The sequence below is a fragment of the Streptomyces griseiscabiei genome (assembly GCF_020010925.1).
Classification (GTDB): domain Bacteria; phylum Actinomycetota; class Actinomycetes; order Streptomycetales; family Streptomycetaceae; genus Streptomyces; species Streptomyces griseiscabiei.
This window is the reverse complement of sequence record NZ_JAGJBZ010000001.1, coordinates 1,216,859-1,242,483: the sequence shown is the minus strand read 5'-3', so window position 1 is coordinate 1,242,483 and position 25,625 is coordinate 1,216,859. Positions and strand designations below refer to the sequence as shown.

26 protein-coding genes are annotated in these 25,625 nt (G+C 70.9%); 16 read left to right on the top strand and 10 right to left on the bottom strand.

Annotated features, from left to right (window positions below; translation table 11 throughout):
- Positions 1–21 precede the first annotated feature (21 nt).
- Positions 22–531 carry an Lrp/AsnC family transcriptional regulator gene (locus J8M51_RS05405; protein ID WP_179203169.1) on the bottom strand — a complete coding sequence of 170 codons (510 nt, stop codon included), beginning with the start codon at positions 529–531 and terminating at the stop codon, positions 22–24.
- Positions 532–654: 123 nt separating this feature from the next.
- On the opposite strand from J8M51_RS05405, the gene hppD reads away from it, so the two are divergent.
- Positions 655–1,800 carry a 4-hydroxyphenylpyruvate dioxygenase gene (gene hppD, locus J8M51_RS05400; RefSeq protein WP_086757078.1) on the top strand — a complete coding sequence of 382 codons (1,146 nt, stop codon included), beginning with the start codon at positions 655–657 and terminating at the stop codon, positions 1,798–1,800.
- 186 nt (positions 1,801–1,986) lie between these two features.
- Here the strand turns inward: hppD and J8M51_RS05395 are convergent, their stop codons facing one another.
- Complete coding sequence (locus J8M51_RS05395) at positions 1,987–3,423, bottom strand: hypothetical protein (RefSeq protein WP_398855580.1); 1,437 nt, start codon at positions 3,421–3,423, stop codon at positions 1,987–1,989.
- A gap of 81 nt (positions 3,424–3,504) precedes the next feature.
- Here J8M51_RS05395 and J8M51_RS05390 point away from each other — a divergent pair, with 81 nt between their 5' ends.
- Entirely contained in the window at positions 3,505–4,911 is a 1,407-nt protein-coding gene (locus J8M51_RS05390; RefSeq protein ID WP_267298999.1) for an FAD-binding oxidoreductase, read from the top strand.
- Positions 4,912–4,939: 28 nt separating this feature from the next.
- Here J8M51_RS05390 and J8M51_RS05385 read toward each other — a convergent pair whose 3' ends face one another.
- Positions 4,940–5,353, bottom strand: a complete 414-nt coding sequence (locus J8M51_RS05385; protein WP_086765061.1) for an SsgA family sporulation/cell division regulator — start codon at positions 5,351–5,353, stop codon at positions 4,940–4,942.
- A gap of 274 nt (positions 5,354–5,627) precedes the next feature.
- Here J8M51_RS05385 and J8M51_RS05380 point away from each other — a divergent pair, with 274 nt between their 5' ends.
- Positions 5,628–7,307 carry an RDD family protein gene (locus J8M51_RS05380; RefSeq protein ID WP_267298998.1) on the top strand — a complete coding sequence of 560 codons (1,680 nt, stop codon included), beginning with the start codon at positions 5,628–5,630 and terminating at the stop codon, positions 7,305–7,307.
- Between the two features lie 81 nt (positions 7,308–7,388).
- Positions 7,389–8,078: an RDD family protein gene (locus tag J8M51_RS05375; RefSeq protein ID WP_086760421.1), complete on the top strand. Its 690-nt coding sequence runs from the start codon at positions 7,389–7,391 to the stop codon at positions 8,076–8,078.
- A 92-nt stretch (positions 8,079–8,170) separates the two neighbouring features.
- Here J8M51_RS05375 and J8M51_RS05370 read toward each other — a convergent pair whose 3' ends face one another.
- Entirely contained in the window at positions 8,171–8,458 is a 288-nt protein-coding gene (locus J8M51_RS05370) for a hypothetical protein (RefSeq protein WP_086760423.1), read from the bottom strand.
- Between the two features lie 379 nt (positions 8,459–8,837).
- Here J8M51_RS05370 and J8M51_RS05365 point away from each other — a divergent pair, with 379 nt between their 5' ends.
- Both J8M51_RS05365 and J8M51_RS05360 read left to right on the top strand, forming a co-directional pair.
- Positions 8,838–11,189 carry an immune inhibitor A domain-containing protein gene (locus tag J8M51_RS05365; protein WP_179203322.1) on the top strand — a complete coding sequence of 784 codons (2,352 nt, stop codon included), beginning with the start codon at positions 8,838–8,840 and terminating at the stop codon, positions 11,187–11,189.
- 123 nt (positions 11,190–11,312) lie between these two features.
- Complete coding sequence (locus J8M51_RS05360; protein ID WP_086760444.1) at positions 11,313–11,675, top strand: hypothetical protein; 363 nt, start codon at positions 11,313–11,315, stop codon at positions 11,673–11,675.
- Between the two features lie 41 nt (positions 11,676–11,716).
- On the opposite strand, the gene J8M51_RS05355 is transcribed toward J8M51_RS05360, so the two are convergent.
- The gene (locus tag J8M51_RS05355; protein WP_086760427.1) at positions 11,717–12,304 is read right to left on the bottom strand and encodes an isochorismatase family protein; all 588 of its coding nucleotides are present in this window, start codon (positions 12,302–12,304) and stop codon (positions 11,717–11,719) included.
- Between the two features lie 308 nt (positions 12,305–12,612).
- Complete coding sequence (locus J8M51_RS05350; RefSeq protein WP_086760429.1) at positions 12,613–13,941, bottom strand: nicotinate phosphoribosyltransferase; 1,329 nt, start codon at positions 13,939–13,941, stop codon at positions 12,613–12,615.
- A 133-nt stretch (positions 13,942–14,074) separates the two neighbouring features.
- Between J8M51_RS05350 and clpS the strand changes: the two genes are divergently transcribed.
- The 8 genes from clpS to J8M51_RS05315 all read left to right on the top strand — a co-directional run bounded on the left by clpS (position 14,075) and on the right by J8M51_RS05315 (position 19,960).
- Positions 14,075–14,392, top strand: a complete 318-nt coding sequence (gene clpS, locus J8M51_RS05345) for an ATP-dependent Clp protease adapter ClpS (RefSeq protein WP_086760431.1) — start codon at positions 14,075–14,077, stop codon at positions 14,390–14,392.
- Between the two features lie 11 nt (positions 14,393–14,403).
- Complete coding sequence (locus J8M51_RS05340; protein WP_086760433.1) at positions 14,404–15,006, top strand: DUF2017 domain-containing protein; 603 nt, start codon at positions 14,404–14,406, stop codon at positions 15,004–15,006.
- Between the two features lie 254 nt (positions 15,007–15,260).
- Entirely contained in the window at positions 15,261–16,715 is a 1,455-nt protein-coding gene (locus J8M51_RS05335) for an amino acid permease (protein ID WP_086760434.1), read from the top strand.
- 87 nt (positions 16,716–16,802) lie between these two features.
- Complete coding sequence (locus J8M51_RS05330; RefSeq protein ID WP_086760436.1) at positions 16,803–17,225, top strand: Mov34/MPN/PAD-1 family protein; 423 nt, start codon at positions 16,803–16,805, stop codon at positions 17,223–17,225.
- Positions 17,226–17,306: 81 nt separating this feature from the next.
- Complete coding sequence (locus tag J8M51_RS05325) at positions 17,307–18,374, top strand: LacI family DNA-binding transcriptional regulator (RefSeq protein ID WP_086760438.1); 1,068 nt, start codon at positions 17,307–17,309, stop codon at positions 18,372–18,374.
- A gap of 99 nt (positions 18,375–18,473) precedes the next feature.
- Positions 18,474–18,569 carry a putative leader peptide gene (locus tag J8M51_RS46095; RefSeq protein ID WP_317852974.1) on the top strand — a complete coding sequence of 32 codons (96 nt, stop codon included), beginning with the start codon at positions 18,474–18,476 and terminating at the stop codon, positions 18,567–18,569.
- 155 nt (positions 18,570–18,724) lie between these two features.
- Positions 18,725–19,003 carry a MoaD/ThiS family protein gene (locus tag J8M51_RS05320; RefSeq protein WP_086760440.1) on the top strand — a complete coding sequence of 93 codons (279 nt, stop codon included), beginning with the start codon at positions 18,725–18,727 and terminating at the stop codon, positions 19,001–19,003.
- Positions 19,004–19,009: 6 nt separating this feature from the next.
- Positions 19,010–19,960, top strand: coding sequence for a PLP-dependent cysteine synthase family protein (locus J8M51_RS05315; protein WP_033525021.1), 951 nt, complete (start codon positions 19,010–19,012; stop codon positions 19,958–19,960).
- 194 nt (positions 19,961–20,154) lie between these two features.
- On the opposite strand, the gene J8M51_RS05310 is transcribed toward J8M51_RS05315, so the two are convergent.
- A complete protein-coding gene (locus J8M51_RS05310; RefSeq protein ID WP_216589295.1) occupies positions 20,155–20,631 on the bottom strand; it encodes a type II toxin-antitoxin system PemK/MazF family toxin in 477 nt (158 codons plus the stop codon).
- Between the two features lie 359 nt (positions 20,632–20,990).
- On the opposite strand from J8M51_RS05310, the gene J8M51_RS05305 reads away from it, so the two are divergent.
- On the top strand, positions 20,991–21,743 hold the full coding sequence (locus J8M51_RS05305; protein ID WP_086759860.1) for an MBL fold metallo-hydrolase: 753 nt from the start codon (positions 20,991–20,993) through the stop codon (positions 21,741–21,743).
- 88 nt (positions 21,744–21,831) lie between these two features.
- Here J8M51_RS05305 and J8M51_RS05300 read toward each other — a convergent pair whose 3' ends face one another.
- From J8M51_RS05300 to J8M51_RS05290, 3 genes are all read right to left on the bottom strand, one after another.
- Positions 21,832–23,082 (bottom strand): PTS transporter subunit EIIC, encoded by a 1,251-nt coding sequence (locus tag J8M51_RS05300; protein ID WP_086759861.1) that lies wholly within the window; start codon positions 23,080–23,082, stop codon positions 21,832–21,834.
- Positions 23,083–23,241: 159 nt separating this feature from the next.
- On the bottom strand, positions 23,242–23,775 hold the full coding sequence (locus tag J8M51_RS05295) for a DUF2087 domain-containing protein (protein ID WP_086759863.1): 534 nt from the start codon (positions 23,773–23,775) through the stop codon (positions 23,242–23,244).
- A 117-nt stretch (positions 23,776–23,892) separates the two neighbouring features.
- Positions 23,893–25,164, bottom strand: coding sequence for a PTS transporter subunit EIIC (locus J8M51_RS05290; protein WP_086759865.1), 1,272 nt, complete (start codon positions 25,162–25,164; stop codon positions 23,893–23,895).
- Between the two features lie 86 nt (positions 25,165–25,250).
- Here J8M51_RS05290 and J8M51_RS05285 point away from each other — a divergent pair, with 86 nt between their 5' ends.
- Positions 25,251–25,550 carry a glucose PTS transporter subunit EIIB gene (locus J8M51_RS05285; RefSeq protein WP_086759869.1) on the top strand — a complete coding sequence of 100 codons (300 nt, stop codon included), beginning with the start codon at positions 25,251–25,253 and terminating at the stop codon, positions 25,548–25,550.
- The last annotated feature ends 75 nt before the right edge of the window (positions 25,551–25,625 follow it).

The window sequence follows — 25,625 nt, the reverse complement described above, 5'->3', positions numbered from 1 at the left end:
GGCGCGCACCCCCAGGGTCGGCTAGGTCGTCGTCTCCCGGGTCCCTTCGGTGCGCTCGGCGCCCTCCTGGAGCGCCGCCTGCTCCACCAGCGGGATGAACCGCAGCGGAACGGGGTTCTCCATGACGATCGCCGTGGCGGCCCGGACGATGCCATCAAAACCGACGACCCGGTCGATCACCCGCTGGAGATCGGCGTTCGACCGGGCCACGAGCCGGCACAGCATGTCCCCGCTGCCGGTCGTCGTGTGCAGCTCCAGCACCTCCGGCACGGTCGCCAAGTGGGCCCGTACGTCCGGCCCTTGCCCCTGCCGGATCTGCAGGGTCGCGAACGCCGTGACCGGGTAGCCGAGCGCGGCCGGGTCCACCTGGGGGCCGAACCCGCGGATGACTCCATTCGACTGAAGCCGGTCGAGCCGCGCCTGCACCGTGCCCCGCGCGACCCCCAGCCGCCGCGACATCTCCAGCACCCCGATCCGCGGCTCGCGCGCGAGCAGGACGATCAGCCGCCCGTCCAGATGATCGATCGCCATGAGGCCTCCCGAGATGGTCATCCTGTACAGAACAAGCCCGAAAGTGGGCATCCGGCTGCACATATTGTCCAGCGGATACGCGAACTGTTGCGCACCTTGCGGGTACGGGAGGAGTCTGCGGCCATGACGCAGACCACGCATCACACTCCCCGCACCGCACGGCAGGCAGACCCCTTCCCGGTCAAGGGAATGGACGCGGTCGTCTTCGCCGTGGGCAACGCCAAACAGGCCGCCCACTACTACTCCACCGCGTTCGGCATGCGCCTGGTCGCCTACGCCGGCCCCGAGACGGGCAGCCGCGAGACGGCGAGCTACGTCCTGGAGAACGGCTCGGCCCGGTTCGTCCTCACCTCGGTCGTCAAACCCGCCACCACCTGGGGCCACTTCCTCGCCGAGCACGTCGCCGAGCACGGCGACGGCGTCGTCGACCTCGCCATCGAGGTCCCGGACGTCCGCCGCGCGTACGCCTACGCCGTCGAGCACGGGGCCCGCTCGGTCACCGAGCCGTACGAGGTGAAGGACGAGCACGGCACGGTCGTCCTGGCCGCGATCGCCACGTACGGCACGACCCGGCACACCCTCGTCGAGCGCACCGGCTACGACGGGCCGTACCTCCCCGGCTACGTCGCCGCGAGCCCCCTCGTCGAGCCGCCCGCGCACCGCACCTTCCAGGCGATCGACCACTGTGTCGGCAACGTCGAACTCGGGCGCATGAACGAGTGGGTCGCGTTCTACAACCGGGTCATGGGCTTCACGAACATGAAGGAGTTCGTGGGGGACGACATCGCCACCGAGTACAGCGCGCTGATGTCGAAGGTCGTCGCCGACGGCACGCTCAAGGTCAAGTTCCCCATCAACGAGCCCGCGATCGCGAAGAAGAAGTCGCAGATCGACGAGTATCTGGAGTTCTACGGCGGCGCGGGCGTCCAGCACATCGCCCTGAACACGAACGACATCGTCCGGACCGTACGGACGATGCGGGCGGCCGGGGTCGAGTTCCTCAACACGCCCGACTCGTACTACGACACGCTGGGGGAGTGGGTCGGGGACACCCGGGTGCCCGTCGACACCCTCCGCGAACTCAAGATCCTCGCGGACCGGGACGAGGACGGGTATCTGCTGCAGATCTTCACCAAGCCGGTCCAGGACCGGCCGACGGTCTTCTTCGAGATCATCGAGCGGCACGGGTCCATGGGCTTCGGCAAGGGCAACTTCAAGGCGTTGTTCGAGGCGATCGAGAGGGAGCAGGAGAAGCGGGGCAACCTGTGATCCGGGGCGCCTCATAGCTCGGGGGTGCGGGTTCGTCGGCGGGTGCGGGTCCGTTGGGGCTTCTCGCGCAGTTCCCCGCGCCCCTCAAGAGCACGGGGTGCGCCCGGGTGACCAAGGGGCGCGGGGAACTGCGCGACCAGCCCCCACCCACCCGCACCCGCCCACGAAACCGCACCCCCCACCCCCTCACGCGACATACGGATTCAACCGCCGCGCCTCCTCCAGATGCCGCCGCGCCGGAGCCGCCAGCCCCAAGGCCTGCTCGATCACCCCCCGGTGATACGCGTAGGTCGCACTCCGCACCTCCCCACCCCGCGCCCGATCCGTCGCCCGCCGGGCGAACCCGAGCGCCTCCCCGTCCTCTCCGGCACGATGCAGCGCCCACCCGAGCGCGTCGGCCACCCGCAGCCCCGGCTGACGTTCCCACTCGGCCCGCAGCAGCCCCACGGCCACCGCCGGCGACCCGTGATCCGCCTCCAGAGCCCCGAGGACGAGTGACTCGTTCACCCCGGCCGCGGCGGACCGTGCCACCAGCGTCCGCACCACCCCGTACTGTTCGCGCGCCTCCCGCCCCCGCCCCAGCGACTCGTACAGCTCGCCCAGCCGCAGCGCGACCCCCGCGGACGGCCGCCGGGCGAGGGAGACCCGGTACGCCCGTACCCCCTCCGCCGTCCGGCCCAGCGCGGCCAGCGCCCGCCCCCGGCACGCCTCGCCCTCCGGCTCACCCCGCGCGGCCGAGCAGTACCGCAGCGATTCCGCCGCCTCCCCCCGCTCCCAGGCCAGCTCCCCGGCCCGGACCCACCACGCGGACCCCGCGGCCGACGGCCCCGCCGTCGTCGTCTCCGAGGCCGCCGCGTCCGAGAGCGCCGCGGCGGCGTCCTCGCGCGCCCCCTGGTCCCAGTACACCTGCGCGGCGCGCGCCCGCGCCGCCGGGCCGGAGTCCAGGGTGAGGAGCGTGGCCAGGCTCGCGCGGGCCTTCTTGTACCGGCCGAGCCCGTCGTACGCGTCGACGAGCTGCGCGTACGAGGTCCAGCGCCGAGGCGCCACCCGTACGGCCTCCTCGCCCCAGTCCTTCGCGGCCCGGAAGTCACGGCGGGCGTTGGCGAGGGCGGCGAGGCCTTCGAGCGCGTCCGCGTTGGCGCCGGGCCGCAGCCGCAGCGAGGTCCGCAGGGCGCGTTCGGCCCGGGGGTAGTCGGCGACGGCGCCGGTGCGCACCGCCCGTTCCGTGTACGCCGTGCCGAGCACCGCCCACGAGACGTGGTCGCGGGGCCGGGCCCGCACCCGGGCCTCGTGCTCCCGGACGGCGGCGGCGATCCGAGGCAGCGCGGCGGGCACCCCGGCCGCCACCGTCCGCCGTCCTTCGGGCCCGGCCGCGCCCCGCCCGCCCGCCGCCCGCCCGGAGTCACCGCCGCCGTCCGACGGCACCGCCATCAGCACACCCCCGAGCACGAAACACCCGGTGACCGCCCAGGCCGCCCCCCGCCCCCGCTCCATCGCCCCGCCCACCACATGCCCCAGCCCCCGCACCGCCGCCCGTACGACCCGCGCCGTGGTCCGTACCGCCCGTACCATCCGTACCGCCCGCGCCGTCCGCTCCTCGTGCTCCACAGCCATGCCGCTCACTGTGCGTCAATACGACGACCACATCCCGCACCCGAACGCTCGCGCCGACGGGTTCACACCGATGGCCGTGAATGCGAACCTGTGATCATGAGCCGTATCCAAGCCCCCGGTGACGAGACGACCGGCAACCTCGTCGACCGTCTGCTGAGCGGCCTCCCCCCGGAGGCGGTCCTCACCGACACGGACGTCATGACCTCGTACGCGAACGACATGGCGAGCTTCTGCGAGGCGGGTGTCCCGGCGGTCGTCGTCCTGCCCCGGACCGTCGAACAGGTGCAGCACGTGATGCGCGTCGCCACGGAACTCCGCGTCCCGGTGGTCCCGCAGGGCGCCCGCACGGGCCTGTCCGGCGGCGCCAACGCCTCCGAGGGCTGCGTCGTGCTGTCCCTGACGAAGATGGACCGGATCCTGGAGATCAACCCCGTGGACCGGATCGCCGTCGTCGAACCCGGCGTCGTCAACGCGACGCTCTCCCGCGCGGTCGACGAACACGGCCTCTCCTACCCACCGGACCCCTCCAGCTGGGAGATGTGCACGATCGGCGGCAACATCGGCACGGCCTCCGGGGGCCTGTGCTGTGTGAAGTACGGGGTGACCGCCGAGTACGTCCTCGGGCTCGACGTCGTCCTCGCCGACGGGCGGCTGATGTCCACCGGCCGGCGCACCGCGAAGGGCGTCGCCGGCTACGACCTCACCCGGCTCTTCGTCGGCTCGGAGGGCTCGCTCGGCATCGTCGTCGGCGCGACCCTCGCGCTCAAGCCGCGGCCGCCGCAGCAGCTGGTGCTGGCGGCGGAGTTCGCGTCGGCCGCCGCCGCGTGCGACGCGGTGTGCCGGATCATGGCCGGCGGGCACGTCCCGTCACTGCTCGAACTCATGGACCGTACGACGGTGAAGGCCGTCAACGACCTCGCGCACATGGGGCTGCCGGAGACCACCGAGGCGCTGCTGCTCGCCGCCTTCGACACCCCGGACCCGGCCGCCGACCTCGCCGCGGTGGGGGAGCTGTGCGAGGCGGCGGGCGCCACCCAGGTCGTCCCGGCGGACGACGCGGCCGAGTCCGAACTGCTGCTCCAGGCCCGGCGGATGTCGCTCACCGCGCTGGAGGCGGTCAAGGGCACGACGATGATCGACGACGTGTGCGTGCCGCGCTCCAAGCTCGGGGAGCTGATCGAGGGCGTCGAGCGCGTCGCCGAGAAGTACGACCTGACCATCGGGGTCTGCGCCCACGCTGGCGACGGCAACACCCATCCCACCGTCTGCTTCGACGCGGCCGACCCCGACGAGTCCCGGCGCGCCCGCGAGTCCTTCGACGAGATCATGGCCCTCGGTCTGGAACTCGGCGGCACGATCACCGGCGAGCACGGCGTGGGCATCCTCAAGAAGGAGTGGCTGGCGCGGGAGCTGGGCCCGGTGGGGCTGGAGATGCAGCGGGCGGTGAAGTCCGTCTTCGACCCGCTGGGCATCCTCAACCCGGGCAAGCTGTTCTGACCCCCCGGGCCCGCTCCGCGTACCCGCCTCACTGGGCGAGGAGTTCGGCCAGGCCGTCGTCGATGCGCAGCATGTCGAACTCCGAGCCGGGCGGCACCACCCTGAGGGTCCGCTCCAGCCAGGCCGACACGGCGGCGGCCGGCGCCTCCAGCAGCGCGTCCCCGTCCGGCGAGCTGAGCGCCATCAGCACCACGCTGCGGCCCGACACCTTCGTCGGCCACACCCGCACGTCCCCGTGCCCGCACGGCCGGAACACCCCCTCCACCAGCAGCTCCCGCGCGAACGTCCAGTGCACCGGCCGGTCGGAATTGACGTGGAAGGTGATGTGCACGGCGTACGGGTCGTCGCTGCGGAAGCCGAGCTTGGCCGGTACGGGGATGCTGCGCTCGGGCGACAGGACGAGCCTGAGCTCCAGCTCGCGCTCCACGACGGTGTGCCGCATGGTGATCGTTCCTCTCTCGTAGTTCTCGCGGAGGGCCCCGGTGAGCGGGCCCGTACGAGTGAGAGGGCGGAAGGCCCCGCGGCATTACGCGGGTTCGCGAAACTTTTTTCCGACGAGTCCACCGACCGGCTTCCGGTACCTCGCGGCCCGCTTCGCCCGTAGCAGATCCGTGCGCGAATGGGGCGGGTCCGGAGGCAGCGGTCATGGACCGAGCCGGCGTCTGGTAGATCTGGATGTCTTCACCGAACCCACGAGCAGATACGGGACGACGGACATGAGCGCCCCAACCCCGGCCCCCGGCGACGACAGGCCCCGCGAAGGGTATTACCCGGACCCGTCCATTCCTGGATATGTCCGGTACTGGAACGGCGCCGCCTGGGTGCCGGGTACGAGCCGTCCGGCGCCCTCCGACGGCGAGCCGCTCGCCCCGCCGCCCGGCTCCGGCCCGTCCGGCGCCGTGGAGGAGACGGGCCCGCACTTCTTCGACGAGGATCCCGCGCCCGACGGCGAGCCGGGCCGGGCCCCGGCCGACAAGCCGCTGCACGGCATCCGCCCCGAGCCCGCCTCCGCGTGGGGAGCCGACCGCTCCCGGCAGACCGGGTTCGGCGGCGACAAGGACCGCCGGGTGTCCTGGGGTTCGTCCGGCGGAGTGGACCCCCGGCTCTCCCTCTCGGGCGGCTCCGGCGACGACACCGCAGGCCCCGCCGCTCCCGGCGACTCCGGGCCCACGGCGAGCACGGACGGTACGGCGACGATCCCGCCGGCCGACGACGACGAGGCCGGGTCCCCGCCGGGCACGGTGGTCTTCCGGCGCCCGAACACCGCCGGGGGCCCGGCCGACGGCGGGGAGGCCGCTCGGTCGGAAGGCACCATGACGTTCGGTCCGCCCGCCTCGCGCGCCGGGCGGCAGGACGGGAGCGCGCCCGCCTCCCCGGCCCCCTTCGGCTCGCCCCTGACCCCCGCCCAGGCCGCCGCCCAGCAGGCCCTGGGCCTCGCCCCGCAGTCCGCCGCGCCCACGACGGCACCGTCCGGACCCCAGCAGGGGCCGCGGAGTCCCCAGGGTTCACCGGCTCCGCAGCAGGGCCCGCAGTCGGGCGGCACCGCGCCCGCGGCCCCGGCCCAGGCCCCGGGGGCGATCGCCCCGGCCGCCCCCGTCGCTCCGGCGCCGCGCCGACCCGAGCCGCAGCAGCCCCAGTTCGGCGACGCCTTCCCGCACCAGGCCCCCCAGACCGCGCCGGTCGCGCCCGCCCCGCAGTTCCCCGAGTTCCCCGAGCCCGCGCCGGGTGTGCCCCCGCAGGCCGGTGCCCCGCAGTCGAACGAGCCGCCGATGGCCGTCGGGACCGGTGGCGGGCAGCCCTCCTGGGCCCAGCAGGTGCACCGGCTGGCCGGGGGCGAGGGCGAGCAGCCCGTCGCGCCGTGGAAGCCGGTGGTGGAGGACCCCTTCCAGGCGGCGGCGCGCCGGCAGTCGGAGGCCAGGCCCGCCGGGCTCGGCAGACGGCTGGCCGCCCGGCTCGTGGACAGCCTGCTCGTCGGTGCCGTCACAGCCGTGGCGGCCGTGCCGTTCGGCACCAAGGCGATGGACCACATCGACGGGAAGATCGACGCGGCGAAGCTCTCCGGCGAACGGGTCACCGTCTGGCTGGTCGACGGCACGACCTCCGTCTACTTCGGCATCATCCTCGGGGTCCTGTTCCTGGTCAGTGCCCTCTACGAGGTGCTGCCCACCGCCAAGTGGGGCCGCACCCTCGGTAAGCGGCTGCTCGGTATCGAGGTCCGGGACATCGAGGGCCTCGAACCCCCGTCGTTCGGGGGCTCCCTGCGCCGCTGGCTCGTCCACACCGTCTCCGGGCTGCTCGGCATCGGGGTCATCGGTGTCCTGTGGTGCGTGTGGGACAAGCCGTGGCGCCAGTGCTGGCACGACAAGGCGGCCCGCACGTTCGTGGCGGGCGGGTAGCGGACCCCCCGCCCCGCGTCCCGTACCCCGTACGGCCCCGTGCCGGATGCGGAGCCGGGGGGTTCGGGGTCGACTCGGGCCATGAGCAGCGAACCGCCCCCCTTCGGCTCCGGTCGGTCCCCGGACGACGACCGGTTCAGCAAGCAGCCGCCCCCGCCGAACCAGGGCGGCGGCTCCCCGTACGACCCGCCGCCCCAGCAGCCGCCGCCCTACGGGGGCGGCCAGCAACCGCCGTACGGCAGCCAGCCGCCTCCGCACGGCGGCGGCCCTTACGGCGGTGACCCCTACGGCGGCGGGCAGTACCCCAACGACCCGCTGTCGGGCATGCCGCCGCTCGCCGACAGCGGGAAGCGGGTGCTCGCGCGGATCATCGACATGATCCTGGTGGGGATCGTGGTGGGGCTGCTGGCGTGGGCGTTCCGGATCAGCCAGTACACGGTGGACTCGGACGACTTCGAGTTCGGCAAGTCCCTGGCGCAGGAGACGCTCGCCGCGGTCCTCTACATCGCGTACGACACGTATTTCTCCGTCAAGAACGGCCAGACCCTCGGCAAGCGGCTGTTCAAGCTGCGGGTGGCGAACCTCAACGACGGCTCCACGCCCTCCGTGCAGACCGCGCTGATCCGCGCGGCCGTGCTGTGGATCCCCTTCGCCTTCTGCTGCGCCTGCATCTGGACGGCGATCGCGGGCGGCTGGAGCTTCTTCGACAAGCCGTACAAGCAGGGTCTGCACGACAAGGCGGCCAAGACGGTGGTGGTCAGCACCGGTTGAGAACCGGTGGAGCGACCGCTCGCACAGCTTCGGCGGGCCCGTGAGCCACGGGCCCGCCGAAGCGTTTCAGCAAGCTGTCACCGAGTGCCGGTTCAGGACCCCGTCGGCTCGTGCACGGGCTGTCGTACCGCCTCGGACTCCTTGGTCGCCAGGGCCGGGGCCGGGGCGGCGGAGACGCGGGAGCGGCGTGCCGCGGTGCCCGGCGCGGGCTTGGGCAGCGGCACGGTCAGGGCGACGAGCAGGCCCAGGGCCAGGGCGGACAGCGCGATCACCGCGATGCCCGCGCCGGAACTCGTCTGTGACAGCAGCAGCATGGCGAGGGTGGACAAGATCACGGTGCAGGAGCCGTAGGCGAGCTGTGCGGTCGTCGGACGAGGCATGGCAATCGTGTCCTCGGGTGGGAATCAAAGGTGAAGCAGTGCAGTCGGCTTGGCTTCCGCCGGCCTCCGGCGCTCCGCCAATCGACTCTATTCGCCAGGGTGCCCGAGTGGACCGACGGGTAAGCGTGACCTGACACACGGTGCCGGGTGCACAGGGGGCGCACGGAGTCATGGAGGGCCGCGCATAACGTCCGCGTAACGAACAAGCGCTTCCTCTGGACGCCGATAATGCACTTGACCTGTCCAAGTCAAGATCTGTTTTTTATGTCGAAACTCCGGTCGAATGGCGTCACTTGACTACACGCGTATACCGCGCGCGGACTCCTCCACGATCCGGGGCCATCCCCTCCGCGCGAACGGACGCGGGGGAGGACCTCAAGTGACCAGTAGACCCTGGACATATCGAGCGGCTGCCATCGGCGTCGCCGTCGCCACGGCGGCGGCGACCATGTCCGCCGTCACCGTCGCGCAGGCCGCGGACACCGCGCCTGCCGCCGTGGACCGGCACGACCCGGCGGACCACGAGCACGCCGGCGAGCACGACCTCGACGGACCTCTGAGCAAAACTCAGGAGGCCCAGCGCGAGGAGGCCCTGAAGCAGGTCATATCCGGCGACGTCACGGTCAAGGACCGTGACGGCTCGCAGGTCGTGAAGCTGGACAGCAAGAAGGGCAAGAGCAAGTACGTCGAGCTCGGCCGCGAGAAGACCGACAAGATCTTCACGATCCTCGTCGAGTTCGGCGACCAGATCGACAGCCGCTACGGCGGCACCCCCGGCCCGCTGCACAACCAGATCGCCGAGCCGGACCGGGCCAAGGACAACTCCACGGCCTGGCAGGCGGACTACGACCAGAAGTACTTCCAGGACCTCTACTTCGGCACCGGCAAGAACGACGAGTCGGTGAAGAAGTACTACGAGAAGCAGTCCTCGGGCCGCTACTCGGTCGAGGGCGAGGTCTCCGACTGGGTCAAGGTCCCCTACAACGAGGCCCGCTACGGCAACAACAAGTGCGGCCAGACCAACTGCTCCAGCGTGTGGAACGTCGTCAGTGACGGTCTCACGTCCTGGGTCGCCCAGCAGAAGGCGGCGGGGCGCACCGACGCGGAGATCAAGGCCGACGTCGCCGAGTTCGACCAGTGGGACCGCTACGACTTCGACGGCGACGGCGACTTCAACGAGCCCGACGGCTACATCGACCACTTCCAGGTCGTGCACGCCGGCGAGGACGAGTCCGCCGGCGGCGGCGCGCAGGGCACGGACGCCATCTGGGCCCACCGCTGGTACGCGTTCGGCACCGACGCGGGCGCGACCGGCCCGGCCGGCAACAAGCTCGGCGGCGCCAAGATCGGCGACACCGGTATCTGGGTCGGCGACTACACCGTCCAGCCGGAGAACGGCGGACTCGGTGTCTACGCCCACGAGTACGGCCACGACCTCGGTCTGCCGGACCACTACGACACCGCGGGCGGCGACAACTCCACCGGCTTCTGGACGCTGATGTCGTCCGGTTCGTGGCTGGGCACCGGCAAGGAAGCCATCGGCGACCTGCCCGGCGACATGACCGCCTGGGACAAGCTGCAGCTCGGCTGGCTGGACTACGACACGGCGAAGGCGGCGACGAAGTCGCGGCACAAGCTCGGAGTCGCGGAGTACAACTCCAAGGACAAGCAGGCCCTGGTGGTCGAGCTGCCGGAGAAGGAGGTCTCCACCGAGATCGTCGTTCCGGCGCAGGGCTCGACCCAGTGGTGGAGCGGCAGCGGTGACGACCTCTCCAACACGCTGACCCGTTCCGTGGACCTCACCGGCAAGTCCTCGGCCGCGCTCACCCTCGACGGCTGGTACGACATCGAGGCCGAGTTCGACTACCTCTACACCGAGGTGTCGACCGACGGCGGCGCCAACTGGACCGCCGTCGACGGCACGGTGGACGGCGCGGCGATCCCGCGCGACGCCAGCGGCAAGCCCGCGCTGACCGGCTCCTCCGCCGCGTACAAGAAGCTGTCGTACTCCCTGAACGCCTACGCGGGCAAGAAGTTCGACCTCCGCTTCCGCTACCAGACGGACGGCGGTGTGGCCCCGAAGGGCTTCGCGGCCGACTCCATCGCGCTGACCGCCGACGGTGCCGTCGTCTTCTCGGACAACGCGGAGAGCGCGGACGCGGCCTGGACCGCCAAGGGCTTCTCCCGCGTGGGCGCGTCGATCACGGACGACTACGCCCAGTACTACATCGCCGAGAACCGCCAGTACGTGTCGTACGACGAGACCCTGAAGGTCGGCCCGTACAACTTCGGCTTCTCGACCACGCGTCCGGACTGGGTGGAGCACTTCCCGTACCAGAACGGTCTGTTGATCTGGAAGTGGGACACCTCGCAGGCGGACAACAACACCAGCGTCCACCCGGGCGCGGGCCTGGTCCTGCCGGTCGACTCGCACCCGGCGGCGCTGAAGTGGGCCGACGGCACGGTGATGCGCAGCCGGATCCAGTCCTACGACTCGCCGTTCAGCCTCTACCGCACCGACGGTCTGAAGCTGCACAAGGCCGACGTCCCGACGACGATCCCGTCGTCCGCGGGTGTGTCCGTCTTCAACGACCGGACCAACACCTACTACGACGCGGCCACCCCGCTGGCCGGTGTCAAGATCACTGACACCAACACCAAGATCGAGATCGTCAAGGAGGCCGCTGACGGCTCCACGATGTCGGTCAAGGTCGGCCCCGCGGTGAAGTAATTCGCATTTCCGCAGGTCAGAGCATGTCCGGCCGTGACCCTCTTGGCGGGTCGCGGCCGGACGTGTTTAGGTGCGTGGTGTGGCCTTCTTATTGACACTGACACGCACGGGGGTGTGACCTGCATGGCCGCAGGAGGTTTCTGCAAACTGCCGGACGGCAATGTGGTCGTCGCCCTGAACGTGCCCGGGGCGACGTCGCCGGGCATGCCCGGCACCACCTGGGCGCCGGCCGACGACGGCTCCGTACGGGTCCTGGTCCTGGCCGCGAACCGCGCCCGGGCCCTGACCCGGCTCCGCAACCTGGGCATGCGAGCGGTCTACCTCCGCGGCAACGCGGCGCCCCCGACCCCGGACGAGATCACGGCCGTCCTGCACCACCCGGACGGCCTCATATGGCGCACGTCCCCGGTCTGCACGGGCTCCACGACCCCGGAGCTGTGGCGCCCGATCCGAGCGCTGATGAGGAGGCCCACGGTGCGGGTGTGACGGGTGTGAGCGGAGGCGGGGCCGCGCGGTCCCCGGCCCGGCTACACCACCGGCTTGCCCGACAGTTCCACGCCCGCCTCGCGCAGCTCCTCCAGGGCGCGGTCGGTGGTCTCCTCGGCCACCCCGGCGGTGAGGTCCAGCAGGACCTGGACGCGGAAGCCCTCCCGGGCCGCGTCCAGGGCGGTGGCCCGTACGCAGTGGTCGGTGGCGATGCCGACGACGTCGACCTCGGTGATGTCGCGGGCGCGGAGCCACTCCGCGAGCGGCACGCCGTTCTCGTCGGCGCCCTCGAAACCGCTGTAGGCCGCGGAGTACGCCCCCTTGTCGAACACCGCGTCGACCGCCCCGGAGGCGATCACGGGGGCGAAGTTCGGGTGGAAGCCCACGCCCTCCGTCCCGGCGACACAGTGGGCGGGCCAGGAGTGGACGTAGTCCGGGTTGTCCGAGAAGTGGCCACCGGGCGCGATGTGGTGGTCACGGGTGGCCACGACGTGCCGGTAGCCGGGACCGGCGGCCTGGCCGATCAGCTCGGTGACGGCGGCGGCCACATCGGCACCGCCGGCCACCGCGAGGCTGCCTCCCTCGCAGAAGTCGTTCTGCACGTCGACGACGATCAAGGCGCGGCGCATGGTGTCGGTGTCCTTAGACTCTTCGGTTCTCGGGTGTGGGTGTCGGGTGTGGGTGAGGGCGCGGGCGTGGATACGGGTGCGGTGGAAACTGCGAACTTCCGAGCCTAGAGACTTCGAGAGCTGTTCGGGAGGGGGCATCCGGCGCTCGCCCGGTGCGCGGACCGGAGCACGGGCCCACCACGCGGGCGCTCGGGGGCTCGCGGGAGAGCGCGCCGGACACATTCACTCCGGCCCACTCCCAGCGTGCCCCCGGCCGCCGCCCCTCACGTACCCGAGCGGTCCGGACGTACGCCGTCCGGCGTACGGCGTCAGACGTACTCCGTCGGAATGACCGCCTCGCCGCGTGACAGCTGGGTCGCCGACAGCGGCAGGTTCGCCCGTGCGGCCACATGCCGCTCGCGTGCGGCCTCCAGGGGCTCCCGGGAGAGCACCCGGCCGTCCTCGATCAGCTGGACGAGCAGCTGACGGTCCCGGAGCTCGTCGGGCACCGGCCCGGTGCCGATCACCTCGGCCTCCGCGACCCCGTGCTCGTCCAGCCGCCGGGCCGCCCATTTGCGGCCCCCGACGGAGGTCTTCCCGCCGCTGGACCTCTTCGCCACGGCCACCAGCGGGTCCGTGGGGTCCGCCGACTCCGCGCGGGCGACCAGCTTGTAGACCATCGAGCAGGTGGGGTGCCCGGACCCCGTCACCAGCTGGGTGCCGACCCCGTACGCGTCCACCGGCGCCGCCGCCAGCGAGGCGATGGCGTACTCGTCGAGGTCCGAGGTCACGATGATCCGGGTGTCGGTCGCGCCCAGCTCGTCCAGCTGCTGCCGCACCCGGTGGGCGACCAGGAGCAGATCACCGGAGTCGATGCGCACGGCGCCCAGCTCGGGCCCGGCGATCTCCACGGCGGTCCGTACGGCCTCGGCGACGTCGTAGGTGTCGACCAGCAGCGTGGTGTTCCGGCCGAGGGAGTCCACCTGGGCCTGGAAGGCGTCCCGCTCGCGGTCGTGCAGCAGGGTGAAGGCGTGGGCGCTGGTGCCGACCGTCGGGATGCCGTAGCGGAAGCCGGCGGCCAGGTCCGAGGTGGAGGTGAAGCCGCCGAGGTACGCGGCCCGCGAGGCGGCCACGGCCGCCAGCTCGTGGGTGCGCCGGGCGCCCATCTCGATCAGCGGGCGCCCCCCGGCGGCGCTGGACATCCGGGAGGCGGCCGCGGCGATCGCCGAGTCGTGGTTGAGGATGGAGAGGATCACGGTCTCCAGGAGCACGCACTCCGCGAAGGTGCCCTCGACCCGCATGATCGGCGAGCCCGGGAAGTACACCTCGCCCTCCTGGTAGCCCCAGACGTCCCCGCCGAAGCGGTAGCCGGCGAGCCAGTCGAGGGTCTGCGCGTCGACGATGGAGCGTTCGCGCAGGTAGGTGAGGACGGCCGGGTCGAAACGGAAGTTCTCGACCGCGTCCAGCACCCGTCCGGTGCCGGCCACCACGCCGTACCTGCGTCCCTCCGGCAGCCGGCGGGTGAAGACCTCGAACACCGAACGCCGCTCGGCCGTGCCCGCTTTCAACGCGGCCTGCAGCATCGTGAGTTCGTACTGGTCCGTGAAGAGCGCGGTCGAGGGGACGTCGACCGGCAAACCGAGGTCCGCTGTGTTCATGGCAAGGGATCGTACTCCCATTTCGTCAGTCTGACGATTTCTGGGGGATCTTCGGCGCGACTCCGGTGAATCGTTTCTTGTCGGCCCTGGTCACGGGCCCGCATTTGTGCGGGCACCCCCCTGTGGTGGCAGCATGGGCGGTGTGACGGCAGCCGTACCCATGGAGATCGAGAAGACCGAGTCGGCGGAGGAGACCTTCGCCGTTCCCGAACCGGACGTCCCGTGGGTCACGATCGTCCACAACGACCCGGTGAACCTGATGAGCTACGTGACGTATGTGTTCCAGGCGTACTTCGGGTACTCGAAGGACAAGGCCAACAAACTCATGCTCGACGTCCACCACAAGGGCCGCGCGGTCGTCTCCAGCGGATCACGCGAGGAGATGGAACGCGATGTGCAGGCCATGCACGGCTACGGTCTGTGGGCCACCCTCCAGCAGGACCGGAAGTAGCGACGCACCTGATGCCAGGACAATTCGAAGCGCTCCCCGGCGGCGGCGCGGCCGTCGCGCTCGACGAGGTCGAGATCTCCATCATCCGCTCGCTGGCGGTCCAGCTCCTGGAGCTGATCGGCCCGGGACCGGCCGAGGAGGCGGGTGACGACCCGCTCGCCGAGCTCTTCGCCGAGGGCCCGAGCGAGCCGCCGAAGGACCCCGTCCTGCTCCGGCTCTTCCCGGACGCCTACAGCGACCCCGAGGGCACCCCGGGCGCCCGGGAGGCGGAGGAGCAGCGGGCGTACTCCTCGGAGTTCCGCCGCTTCACCGAGAACGACCTGCGGGCCGGCAAGCGCGAGAAGGCGCTCGCGGTGATCCACTCCCTGGACGCGCTGGCCGCGACCGGTGAGGGCGGGGCCGTGCTGAAGCTGTCGGCGGAGGAGTCCCGGCACTGGCTCGGCTGCCTCAACGACCTGCGGCTCGCCATCGGCTCCCGGCTCGACGTCGTCGACGAGGAGGACACCGACCTCCTCTACCGCCTCCCGGACGAGGACCCGCGCAAGCCGATGGTGATGGCGTACCTGTGGCTGGGCGGTCTGCAGGACTCGCTCGTCACGACGCTGATGCCCTGAGGGGTCCCTGACGCGCCCCTGGGGAAGAAGCCGCTCGGGGGCGGTCGGCGTTCGCCGGATGTTCGCTCAGAGGACACTCAAATCCGAATAACGATCGCGTCACCACGCCCGCGAGGGATGCCCTCGCGGGTGTTCTTTGTCCGCTTCTCCTTGTGTCGTGCGCCACAGAGCGGTCGGTGAGTCACGGGTGCGGCCGTGATAGATCTCCTGGACTGCCAGCACATCCGGGGGGATCGGCGAAAGGCACACCACACATGACCTCCGCTCAGGTCGACAAGCACGGCGACGGGGCCGTACCCGGCGACGCACCCGAAGAGGGGTACGAGCGCGGGCTCGGCAGCCGTCAGGTCCAGATGATCGCGATCGGCGGCGCCATCGGCGTCGGCCTCTTCCTCAACGCCGGGGCGAACATCGCCAAGGCGGGACCCAGCCTCATCCTGATGTACGCCCTCGCCGGCGTGATCATCTTCTTCATCATGCGGGCACTCGGCGAGCTGCTGCTCTACCGCCCCGTCTCGGGCTCCTTCGCGGAGTACTCCCGCGAGTTCCTCGGCCCGTTCTTCGGCTATTTCACCGGCTGGACGTACTGGCTGCTGTGGGTCGTCACCGGGATGGCGGAGCTGACCGCCGCCGCGATCTACATCAACTACTGGTTCCCCGACGTCCCGCAGTGGGTCTCGGCCCTGGCCTTCCTGGTCGTCCTGTTCGTGGCGAACCTGATCTCGGTGAAGCTGTTCGGCGAGATCGAGTTCTGGTTCTCGATGATCAAGGTGACCGCGATCATCGGCATGATCGTGATCGGCCTCGGTGTCCTCACATTCGGCTTCAGCGCCGCCGGTGACACGGCCGCCGTCTCCAACCTCTGGGCCTACGACGGCTTCTTCCCCAAGGGCATCGGCTCCTCCCTGATGACCCTCCAGGGCGTGATGTTCGCCTACCTCGCCGTCGAGCTGGTCGGCGTCACCGCCGGTGAGTCCGAGAACCCGGAGAAGACCCTCCCCAAGGCGATCAACACCCTGCCCTGGCGCATCGCGCTCTTCTACGTCGGAGCCCTCACCGTCATCCTGTGCGTGGTGAAGTGGACCGAGTTCGCGCCGGGCGTCAGCCCCTTCGTGGCCGCCTTCGCGAAGATCGGCATCCCGGCGGGCGCCGCCATCGTCAACTTCGTGGTCCTCACCGCGGCCCTGTCCTCCTGCAACTCCGGCATGTACTCCACGGGCCGCATGCTGCGCACCCTCGCCGACAGCGGCGAGGCGCCCGGGGCCTTCAACAAGCTGTCCGCCACCAAGACGCCCGCGTTCGCGATCACCGTCTCCGTGCTCTTCATGGGCATCGGCGTGATCCTGAACTACCTCGTCCCGGAGAAGGCCTTCGAGTACGTCGTCTCCGTCGCCACCGGCGCCGGCATCTGGACCTGGCTGATGATCCTGATCAGCCACGTCCGCTACCGCCGCGCGGTCGACGCGGGCCGGCTGCCCGCCTCCTCCTTCCCGGCCCCGGGCGGTTCGGTCGGCAGCTGGATCGCCATCGTCTTCCTGCTCTTCGTCACCTGCCTGATCGCCTACGACCACGAGGCCCGCGTCAGCCTCTACGTCATGGCCGGCTGGGCGGCGGCCCTCGGCATCGGCTGGGCCGTGCTGAAGTCCCGCAACCCGGAGGTCACCGACCGCCGCGACCCGGAGCCGGAGACGTTCGAGAAGATCGGCTGAGGCCCGCCCACCGGCGGTTGCCCAGCATGTGGGCCGTCCCGTACCACTCTTCGGTACGGGACGGCCCCTCTGCTTATCCTGGCGAGCATGCTGACCATCACCCAGGCACTCGTCGACCAGATCGTCGCCCACGCGCGCAAGGACCACCCCGACGAGGCGTGCGGCGTCATCGCGGGACCCGAGGGTTCGGACCGGCCGGAACGTTTCATCCCGATGCTGAACGCGGCCATGTCCCCCACGTTCTACGAGTTCGACTCGGGGGATCTGTTCAAGCTGTACCGGGAGATGGACGACCGTGACGAGGTGCCGGTGGTCGTCTACCACTCCCACACGGCCACCGAGGCCCGCCCGTCCCGCACGGACATCTCCCTCGCCAGTGAGCCGAACGCCCACTACGTCCTCGTCTCCACCGCCGACACCGACGGCCTCGGCGAGTTCCAGTTCCGCTCCTTCCGGATCGTCGAGGGCGAGGTGACCGAGGAGGAGGTGCGGATCGTCGACGCGTACTGACCGGACCCTGGCGGGCGGCATTCACGGTTACGGTGTCCGTACGCACGCGCACGCACACAACAGCCCGCGACGGAGACGGTGTTGACTCGACAGACACGGCGACTGCCCGGCCGCCGCCCCACCCTCGACGACGTCGCACGCGGCTCGGGGGTGTCCAAGTCCACCGTGTCGCGGGTCATCAACGGCGAGGACAAGGTCCGCGCGGCGGTCGTCGAACGGGTCCGGGAGGTCATCGCCGAACTGGGCTACGTGCCGAACTCCGCCGCCCGCCAACTGGTCACCCGACGCAACAACGCCATCGCGGTCGTCGCCAGCCAGCCGCAGAACCGGCTCTTCATCGACCCCTTCTTCGACCTCCACCTGCGCGGCATCCGCAAGGAACTGGTCGCCCACGGCGCACAGCCCGTCCTCCTCTTCCTGGAGGAGCCCGAGGAGTACCCGCGCGTCGGCGACTTCCTGGGCGGCGGCCATGTCGACGGCGCCCTGCTGTTCTCCCTGCGCGCCGACGACCCGCTGCCCGGCATGATCGACCGGCTGGGCCTGCCCGCCGTCTTCGGCGGCCGTCCCCTGGTCCGCGAGGGCGAGCCCGTGCACGACCGGGTGTACGTCGACGCCGACAACCGGGGCGGTGCCCGCGAGGCCGTCCGCCATCTGGTCGCCCTGGGCCGCGAACGCGTCGCGACGATCACCGGCCCGGTCGACCGGGAGGCCTCCGCCCTCGACCGTCTCGACGGCTACCGGGACGTGCTGCCGGACGCCTCACCCGTCCTCGTCGAACACTCCGACTACACCCGGCAGGGCGGCGTCGACGCCATGGCCGCACTCCTGGACCGCCGCCCCGACCTGGACGCCGTCTTCGTCGCCTCCGACCTGATGGCCTCCGGCGCGCTGCAGGTGCTGCGCGAGCGCGGGCGCCGGGTGCCCGACGACGTGGCCGTCGTCGGCTTCGACGACCTCGCGCCCATCGCCGAGCACACCGACCCGCCGCTGACCACCGTCCACCAGGACATCGAGGGCATGGGCCGGCTCATGGCCCGGCTGCTGTTCAGCGGCGCGCAGGACCCCGCGGGCCCCGGCGCGACGGGGGCGGCGAGCCCGCTGTCCTCGGTGGTCACCCCCACCCGGCTGGTCGTCCGGCGGTCGGCCTGACCTCGTCCCGAGAAGCCGGGTCTCACTCCCCGGCCCGAATCCGTCCGGCATGTGGGATCACATTCCGGGACCCGGACCGGGAATCGATACGATGAGCCCATGGTTTGTGACGACGTGAGCGAGAAGACGCCGGGCGCCCTGCTCGTGGCGCGGCTGCACGTCGACCTGTGCAGGCTTGCCAGCGCCATCTGTTGACGCCGACCCCTGCCGCCGTACGGCCGTGAGCCGATGGGGGTACCGCCCGGTTCGAGCGAAGCCGAGAACTGGGGGAGCCATCCTCCGTGTGACCACGCACTTCCGCGCCGCCGCGCGCCCACCGACCCGACCACTCCCGACAGGAGCCGCACACCATGGCCATCGAGGTCCGCATCCCCACCATCCTCCGCCAGTACACCGACGGTCAGAAGGCGGTGGAGGGAGCCGGTGCCACCCTCGCCGACCTGTTCACCGACCTGGAGACCCGGCACACGGGCATCCACGCCCGCATCGTGGACGGCGGTGAACTGCGCCGCTTCGTCAACGTCTATCTGAACGACGAGGACGTCCGCTTCCTGGAGGGCATCAACACCAAGCTCTCCGACGGCGACAGCGTGACGATCCTGCCGGCCGTGGCCGGCGGCATGGCCTGATCACCCATGCGCTACGACTCCCCGCTGGCCGCGGTGGGCAACACCCCTCTGGTGCGCCTGCCGCGGCTGTCGCCGTCCGCCGACGTCCGCATCTGGGCGAAGCTGGAGGACCGCAACCCGACGGGTTCGGTCAAGGACCGGCCCGCCCTGCACATGATCGAACAGGCGGAGAAGGACGGCCGGCTGACCCCCGGCTGCACGATCCTGGAGCCCACCTCGGGCAACACGGGCATCTCCCTCGCCATGGCGGCCAAGCTCAAGGGCTACCGCATGGTCTGCGTCATGCCCGAGAACACCTCCCAGGAGCGGCGCGAGCTGCTCGCCATGTGGGGCGCCGAGATCATCCCGTCCCCGGCGGCGGGGGGCTCCAACACGGCCGTCCGCGTGGCGAAGGAACTCTCCGCCGAGCATCCCGACTGGGTGATGCTCTACCAGTACGGCAACCCCGACAACGCGGGCGCCCACTACGCCACGACCGGCCCCGAGATCCTCGCGGACCTGCCCTCCATCACCCACTTCGTGGCGGGCCTCGGCACCACCGGCACCCTGATGGGCGTCGGCCGCTACCTGCGCGAGCAGAAGCCGGACGTGAAGATCGTCGCCGCCGAGCCGCGCTACGACGACCTCGTCTACGGGCTGCGCAACCTCGACGAGGGGTTCGTGCCGGAGCTGTACGACGCGTCCGTGCTGACGACCCGCTTCTCGGTCGGCTCCGCCGACGCGGTGACGCGTACGCGGGAGCTGCTGCAGCAGGAGGGGATCTTCGCGGGGGTCTCCACGGGGGCCGCGCTGCACGCGGCGATCGGGGTCGGCAACAAGGCGGTCAAGTCCGGTGAGCCGGCCGACATCGTCTTCGTGGTCGCCGACGGTGGCTGGAAGTACCTGTCGACGGGCGTCTACACCGCCGCGACGACGGAGGAGGCCATCGAGACGTTGCAGGGGCAGCTCTGGGCGTAGGGCGCCTGATGGCTCGGGGGTGCGGGTCTCGTCGGCGGGTGCGGGTGGGTGGGGCTTCTCGCGCAGTTCCCCGCGCCCCTGAAAAGCCGGGGCTGCGCCCCAGGCTTTTCAGGCCCGCAGGGGCCTTGGTTTTTCAGGGGCGCGGGGAACTGCGCGACCAGCCCCCACCGGGCCCGCGGTCGACGACGAACCCCTCAGCCGGACAGATGGCGGACCTGGTCCCAGAGGGTCGGGTCGGCCACCCCCGCCTTGCGGCGGAAGTCGCGGACCGGCACCTCGCGCAGTTCGCCCGTCTCCAGGTAACTCGGACGCCCCCGCGCGTCACCGACCGCGCCCGGCGGCAGCGGGATCACCCCGGCCCGTTCGTCGCGGTAGCGGCTCGTGATCTTGGCGACCCGCGCCCGGTCACCCCGCACGGCCAGCACCAGACACGGCCGGTCCTTGCCCCCGGGCCCGTCCTCGAACGGCACACTCGCCCACCAGATCTCGGCGGGCCGGGGCCGCGGCACAGGCCCCCGCGCCCGCTCGGGACGCCCCGGCGGCCGGGCCCGCCCACCCGGCCGGCGTGACCGCCGCGGCGGTCGCCGTGACCGCCCCCACCCGTCGACGACCGTCGCGACCACCGCCAGCGCCACCACCGCCGCGAGGGCCAACCACCAAGACGTGTCCATGGCCCCGACGGTACCGGCGCACACCACCCCACGCCCGCCTGGTCGCACGCCCCCGCGCCCTTCAGTGCCCCCTCACCCCGGCCCGAGCGCGCCGTAGCGGGTCTACCACCAGCCGAACCGGTGACAGCACAGGTGAGTTCGCCCACAACGGCCCCTGGCGGAGGAGCGACCCACCCTTTTGCGCCTTACGCTCAACGGACCGCACCACTCCCACCGCACCCCTGTCCGTCCTTCGCAACCCCGCCAACTGCACACCGCACTCTGCAATCAGCAACCCGTCTGCACGTCACGACTGACACGACTGACACGACTGACCACGACTGTCACGACTTCACGCCAGCGCGGAGGTTATAGCTCCCATGAAGCTCACCGTCGTCGGCTGCTCGGGGTCGTTCCCGTCCGCGGAATCGGCCTGCTCGAGCTACCTCGTAGAGGCCGACGGCTTCCGGCTGCTCCTCGACATGGGCAACGGTGCCCTGGGCGAGCTGCAGCGCCACTGCGGTCTCTACGACCTCGACGCGATCTTCCTCAGCCATCTGCACGCCGACCACTGCATCGACATGTGCGCCTATTTCGTCGCACGGTACTACCGCCATGACGGGGGCCGCTGCGACCCCATCCCGGTCTACGGACCGGAGGGCACCGAGCAGCGTCTCACCACGGCCTACGCCGACACCCCGTCGGCCTCCTCCATGAGCGAGGTCTTCGACTTCCACACGGTCAAGCCGAGCACGTTCGAGATCGGCCCCTTCACCGTCCACACGGAACGGGTCGCGCACCCCGTCGAGGCGTACGGCATCCGGATCGAGCACGACGGCCGGGTCCTGACGTACTCCGGGGACACCGGTGTCACCGACACCCTGGACGAACTGGCCCGCGACGCCGACCTGTTCCTCTGCGAGGCCGCCTTCACGCACGGCAAGGAGAACATCCCGGATCTCCACCTCAACGGCCGCGAGGCCGGGGAGACCGCCGCGCGGGCGGGTGCCCGCCGGCTCGTCCTGACCCATGTCCCGCCGTGGACCGACCCGCAGGTCAACCTCGTCGACGCCCGAGAGGTGTACGACGGCCCGGTGGAACTGGCGGTGCCGAGGACGTCGTACGAGATCTGAGTCCCGCCGCGCACACGAAGGCCCCGGAACCTTCCCGGTCCCGGGGCCTTCGTCATGCCGTACGGGGGGAGGCCGCACGGCGGTCGGGTCACGCCTTGGTGAGGTCCTCGACCTCCTCCTCGGGTTCGCGGCCCGGGGTCGGCAGGTTGAACCTGGTGATGGCGAAGCGGAAGACGGTGTAGTAGATCGCCGCGAAGACCAGGCCGATCGGGATGATCAACCAGGGCTTGGTGGCGAGGCTCCAGTTGAGGCCGTAGTCGATGGCGCCCGCGGAGAACGTGAAGCCGGCATGGACGCCGAGCGCCCAGGTGACCGCCATGGAGATGGCCGTGAGCACCGCGTGGATCACGTACAGCAGCGGGGCGATGAACATGAACGAGAACTCGATCGGCTCGGTCACACCGGTCACGAAGGAGGTCAGGGCGAGCGAGATCATCATGCCCATCACGGCCTTGCGGCGCTCCGGGCGGGCGGAGTGGGCGATCGCGATCGCGGCGGCCGGCAGACCGAACATCATGATCGGGAAGAAGCCGGACATGAACTGACCGGCGGTCGGGTCACCGGCGAAGAAGCGGTTGAGGTCGCCGTGCACCACGTCGCCCGCGGCGTTGGTGAAGTCGCCGATCTGGAACCAGGAGACCGTGTTGACGAACTGGTGCATGCCGATCGGGATCAGCGCGCGGTTGATCAGACCGAACAGACCGGCACCCGCGGCGCCCAGACCGGTGATCCACTCACCGGCGTCGGAGATGACCTCACCGATCGGCTCCCAGACCAGGCCGAAGAAGACGCCCATGGCGGTACCGACGAAGGCCATGACGATCGGGACGAGCCGGCGGCCGTTGAAGAAGCCGAGCCAGTCCACCAGCTTCTTGCGGTGGTAGCGCTGCCAGAGCACCGCGGACAGCAGACCCATGATGATGCCGCCGAGGACACCGGGGTTGTTGTAGGTCGCGGCTATGTCCGCGCCCGCCTGCACCTTGGCCTCCGACACGGGGAAGGCCTTCAGGACGTTGCTGTACACCAGGAACCCGACCAGCGCGGCCAGGGCGGTGGAGCCGTCCGACTTCTTGGCGAAGCCGATCGCGACACCGATGCAGAACAGCATCGGCAGGTTGTCGAAGATGGCGCCACCGGCCGTGGCGAAGACCGCCGTGACCTTGTCGGGCAGGTTCAGCTTCTCCTGGACGTCGGCCTGGCCGAGGCGGAGCAGGATGCCCGCCGCAGGCAACACGGCGATGGGCAACTGCAGGCTGCGGCCGACCTTCTGCAGGCCCTGGAAAAGACCGGATCCCCACTTCTTCGTGGGGGCCGCCGTTGGCGCGGTGGCGGTGCTCATAGACTTCCTCCATCGGGTGGTGGTCTACACCACTCAGTGGTGTAGACCTGTTGTAGCAGATGGGGGAACGGATCAGGAACCCTCGATTCCTCCCGGATTTCGGACGGCACCCGGTGCCGCGGCCACCCGGGCGTCACACCCGGACGCCATACCGGCGCGTCACACCCGTACGTACCGCGTGCCCGATTCGTCGCGGCGCAGCAGCCCCTCGTCCACGAGCGCCCGGCGCAGGGTCACCCAGTCGTCGAACCACTGGCCGCACAACGCGTTGACCTGCGCCTCGGAGTAGGCAGCCCCGGCGTCGAAGGAGTCGGCGACGACGGCCAGCACCCGGGCGCGCACCTCGGCGGAACCGGGGACCGAGGTCAGTCGGCCCTTGCGGAAATAGGCCCCCGCGCCGTCCCCGCCGCCGCGCCCGGAGATCCGTACCTCCGCCCGGACGGCCAGCCGGAACGTGTCGTCCAGGAGCCGGTAGGCGCGGGCGTCGGCGTCGTACGCGGCGAGCCGCCCGTCGACGAGCCTGCGCAGCGCGACCGCCGCGGCGGCCGGGCGCAGCCCCGTCCGCTCCGCCACCTCGTCCAGGGAGGTCGCGCCGAGCGCGAGCGCCGCGAAGGCGTCCCGCCGGTCGGTCTGGGCGAGCACACCGACGAGGTCGCGGCAGGAGGGCGGCGGGTCGGTGGGGGGTGTGTTCATGGGCGTCAACTTCCGGGTCGTCGCGAGGACTTGCCGCACCGCGGGTGCGGTGCGATCTCTACGACTACCCCGCCCCCCGGAGGTGGGGGCAACGGAATTTCCCGCGCCGCGACCGGGCTACGGCTTCGTCATGTCCTCCACCTCGTCCTCCGGCTCCCGCCCCGGGGTCTTCAGATCGAACCTCGTGATCGCGAACCGGAAGATCACGTAGTACACGGCGGCGAAGCACAGCCCGATCGGCACGATCAGCCACGGCTTGGTCGCGAGGTTCCAGTTGATGACGTAGTCGATGAGCCCGGCGGAGAAGCTGAAGCCGTCATGCACCCCGAGCGCCCAGGTCACCGCCATCGACACACCCGTCAGCAACGCGTGCACCACATACAGCCCCGGCGCGATGAACAGGAACGAGTATTCGATGGGCTCGGTGATCCCGGTGACGAACGACGTCAGCGCCACCGAGGTCATCAGCCCGCCGACCTCCTTGCGCCGGTTCGGCTTCGCGCAGTGCGTGATGGCCAGCGCGGCGGCCGGCAGCGCGAACATCATGATCGGGAAGAACCCGGAGGTGAACTGCCCCGCGCCCGGGTCCCCGGCGAGGAACATGTTGATGTCACCGTGCACGACCTCCCCGTCCGGCTTGGTGTAACTGCCGAACTGGAACCAGATGGGCACGTTCAGGAACTGGTGCAGCCCGATCACGAGCAGCGCCCGGTTCGCGACCCCGAACACCCCCGCGCCCCACGCGTCCAGACCGTCCAGCCAGTCGCTGAAGCTCTCCAGCGCGTCACCGACCGGCGGCCAGATCCATAGGCAGAGCGCGGCGAACGCGATCGCCACGAACGACATGATGATCGGCACCAGCCGCCGCCCGTTGAAGAACCCGAGCCAGTCGACCAGCTTCGTACGGTGGTAGCGCTGCCAGAGATACGCGGTGAGCAGCCCGATCACGATCCCGCCGAAGACCCCCGGGTTCTGGTACGAGAACGCCGCCACCGTCCCCTCCGGGGTCTGGCACCCCGTGTCGACGGCCTGGGAACCGGCCGCGCAGTCCTTGGGGAACTCGTGCAGCACGCTGTAGTAGACGAGGAACCCGGCGACCGCCGCCAGCGCCGTCGTCCCGTCCGACTTGCGCGCCATGCCGATCGCCACGCCCACGCAGAACAGCAGCGGCAGCCCCAGCTCGCCGTTGAGCAGCGCGCCGCCCGCGCCGTCCATCACCTTGGCGACGTCCGTCCACCCCAGCCCCTCGTCGCCGAACATGTCCGGCTGGCCCAGGCGGTTGAGGATGCCCGCGGCCGGCAGCACGGCGATCGGCAGTTGGAGGCTGCGGCCCATCTTCTGCATGCCCTGGAACAGATGGGTGCTCTGCAGCGCGCTGCTCGCGTTCATTTGGCGACCGTTCGTCCGGTGGTGTAGACCAGTGAGCGTCATCCTCGGGTACGCACGGCAGGGCCGCTCGCGAAGCTGGGCCAACTGTGGGTTACTGCGACAACCGCGAAAGCCGCGACAACCGCGGAAAAGGGAACAAGGGGAGAGTGGGCATGGCCAGTAAGGCTGAGAAGATCGTTGCCGGGCTCGGCGGCCTCGACAACATCGAAGAGGTCGAGGGCTGCATCACGCGCCTGCGCACCGAGGTCCATGACGCCTCCCTCGTGGACGAGGCCGCCCTCAAGGCCGCCGGCGCCCACGGCGTCGTCAAGATGGGCACCGCGATCCAGGTCGTCATCGGTACGGACGCCGACCCCATCGCCGCGGAGATCGAAGACATGATGTGAGCCGGGCGCGCGCCCGGACTCGCGCCCACGGACGGGGCTCCTGCCCGCCGGGTTCCCGGGGGAGGAGCCCCCTCC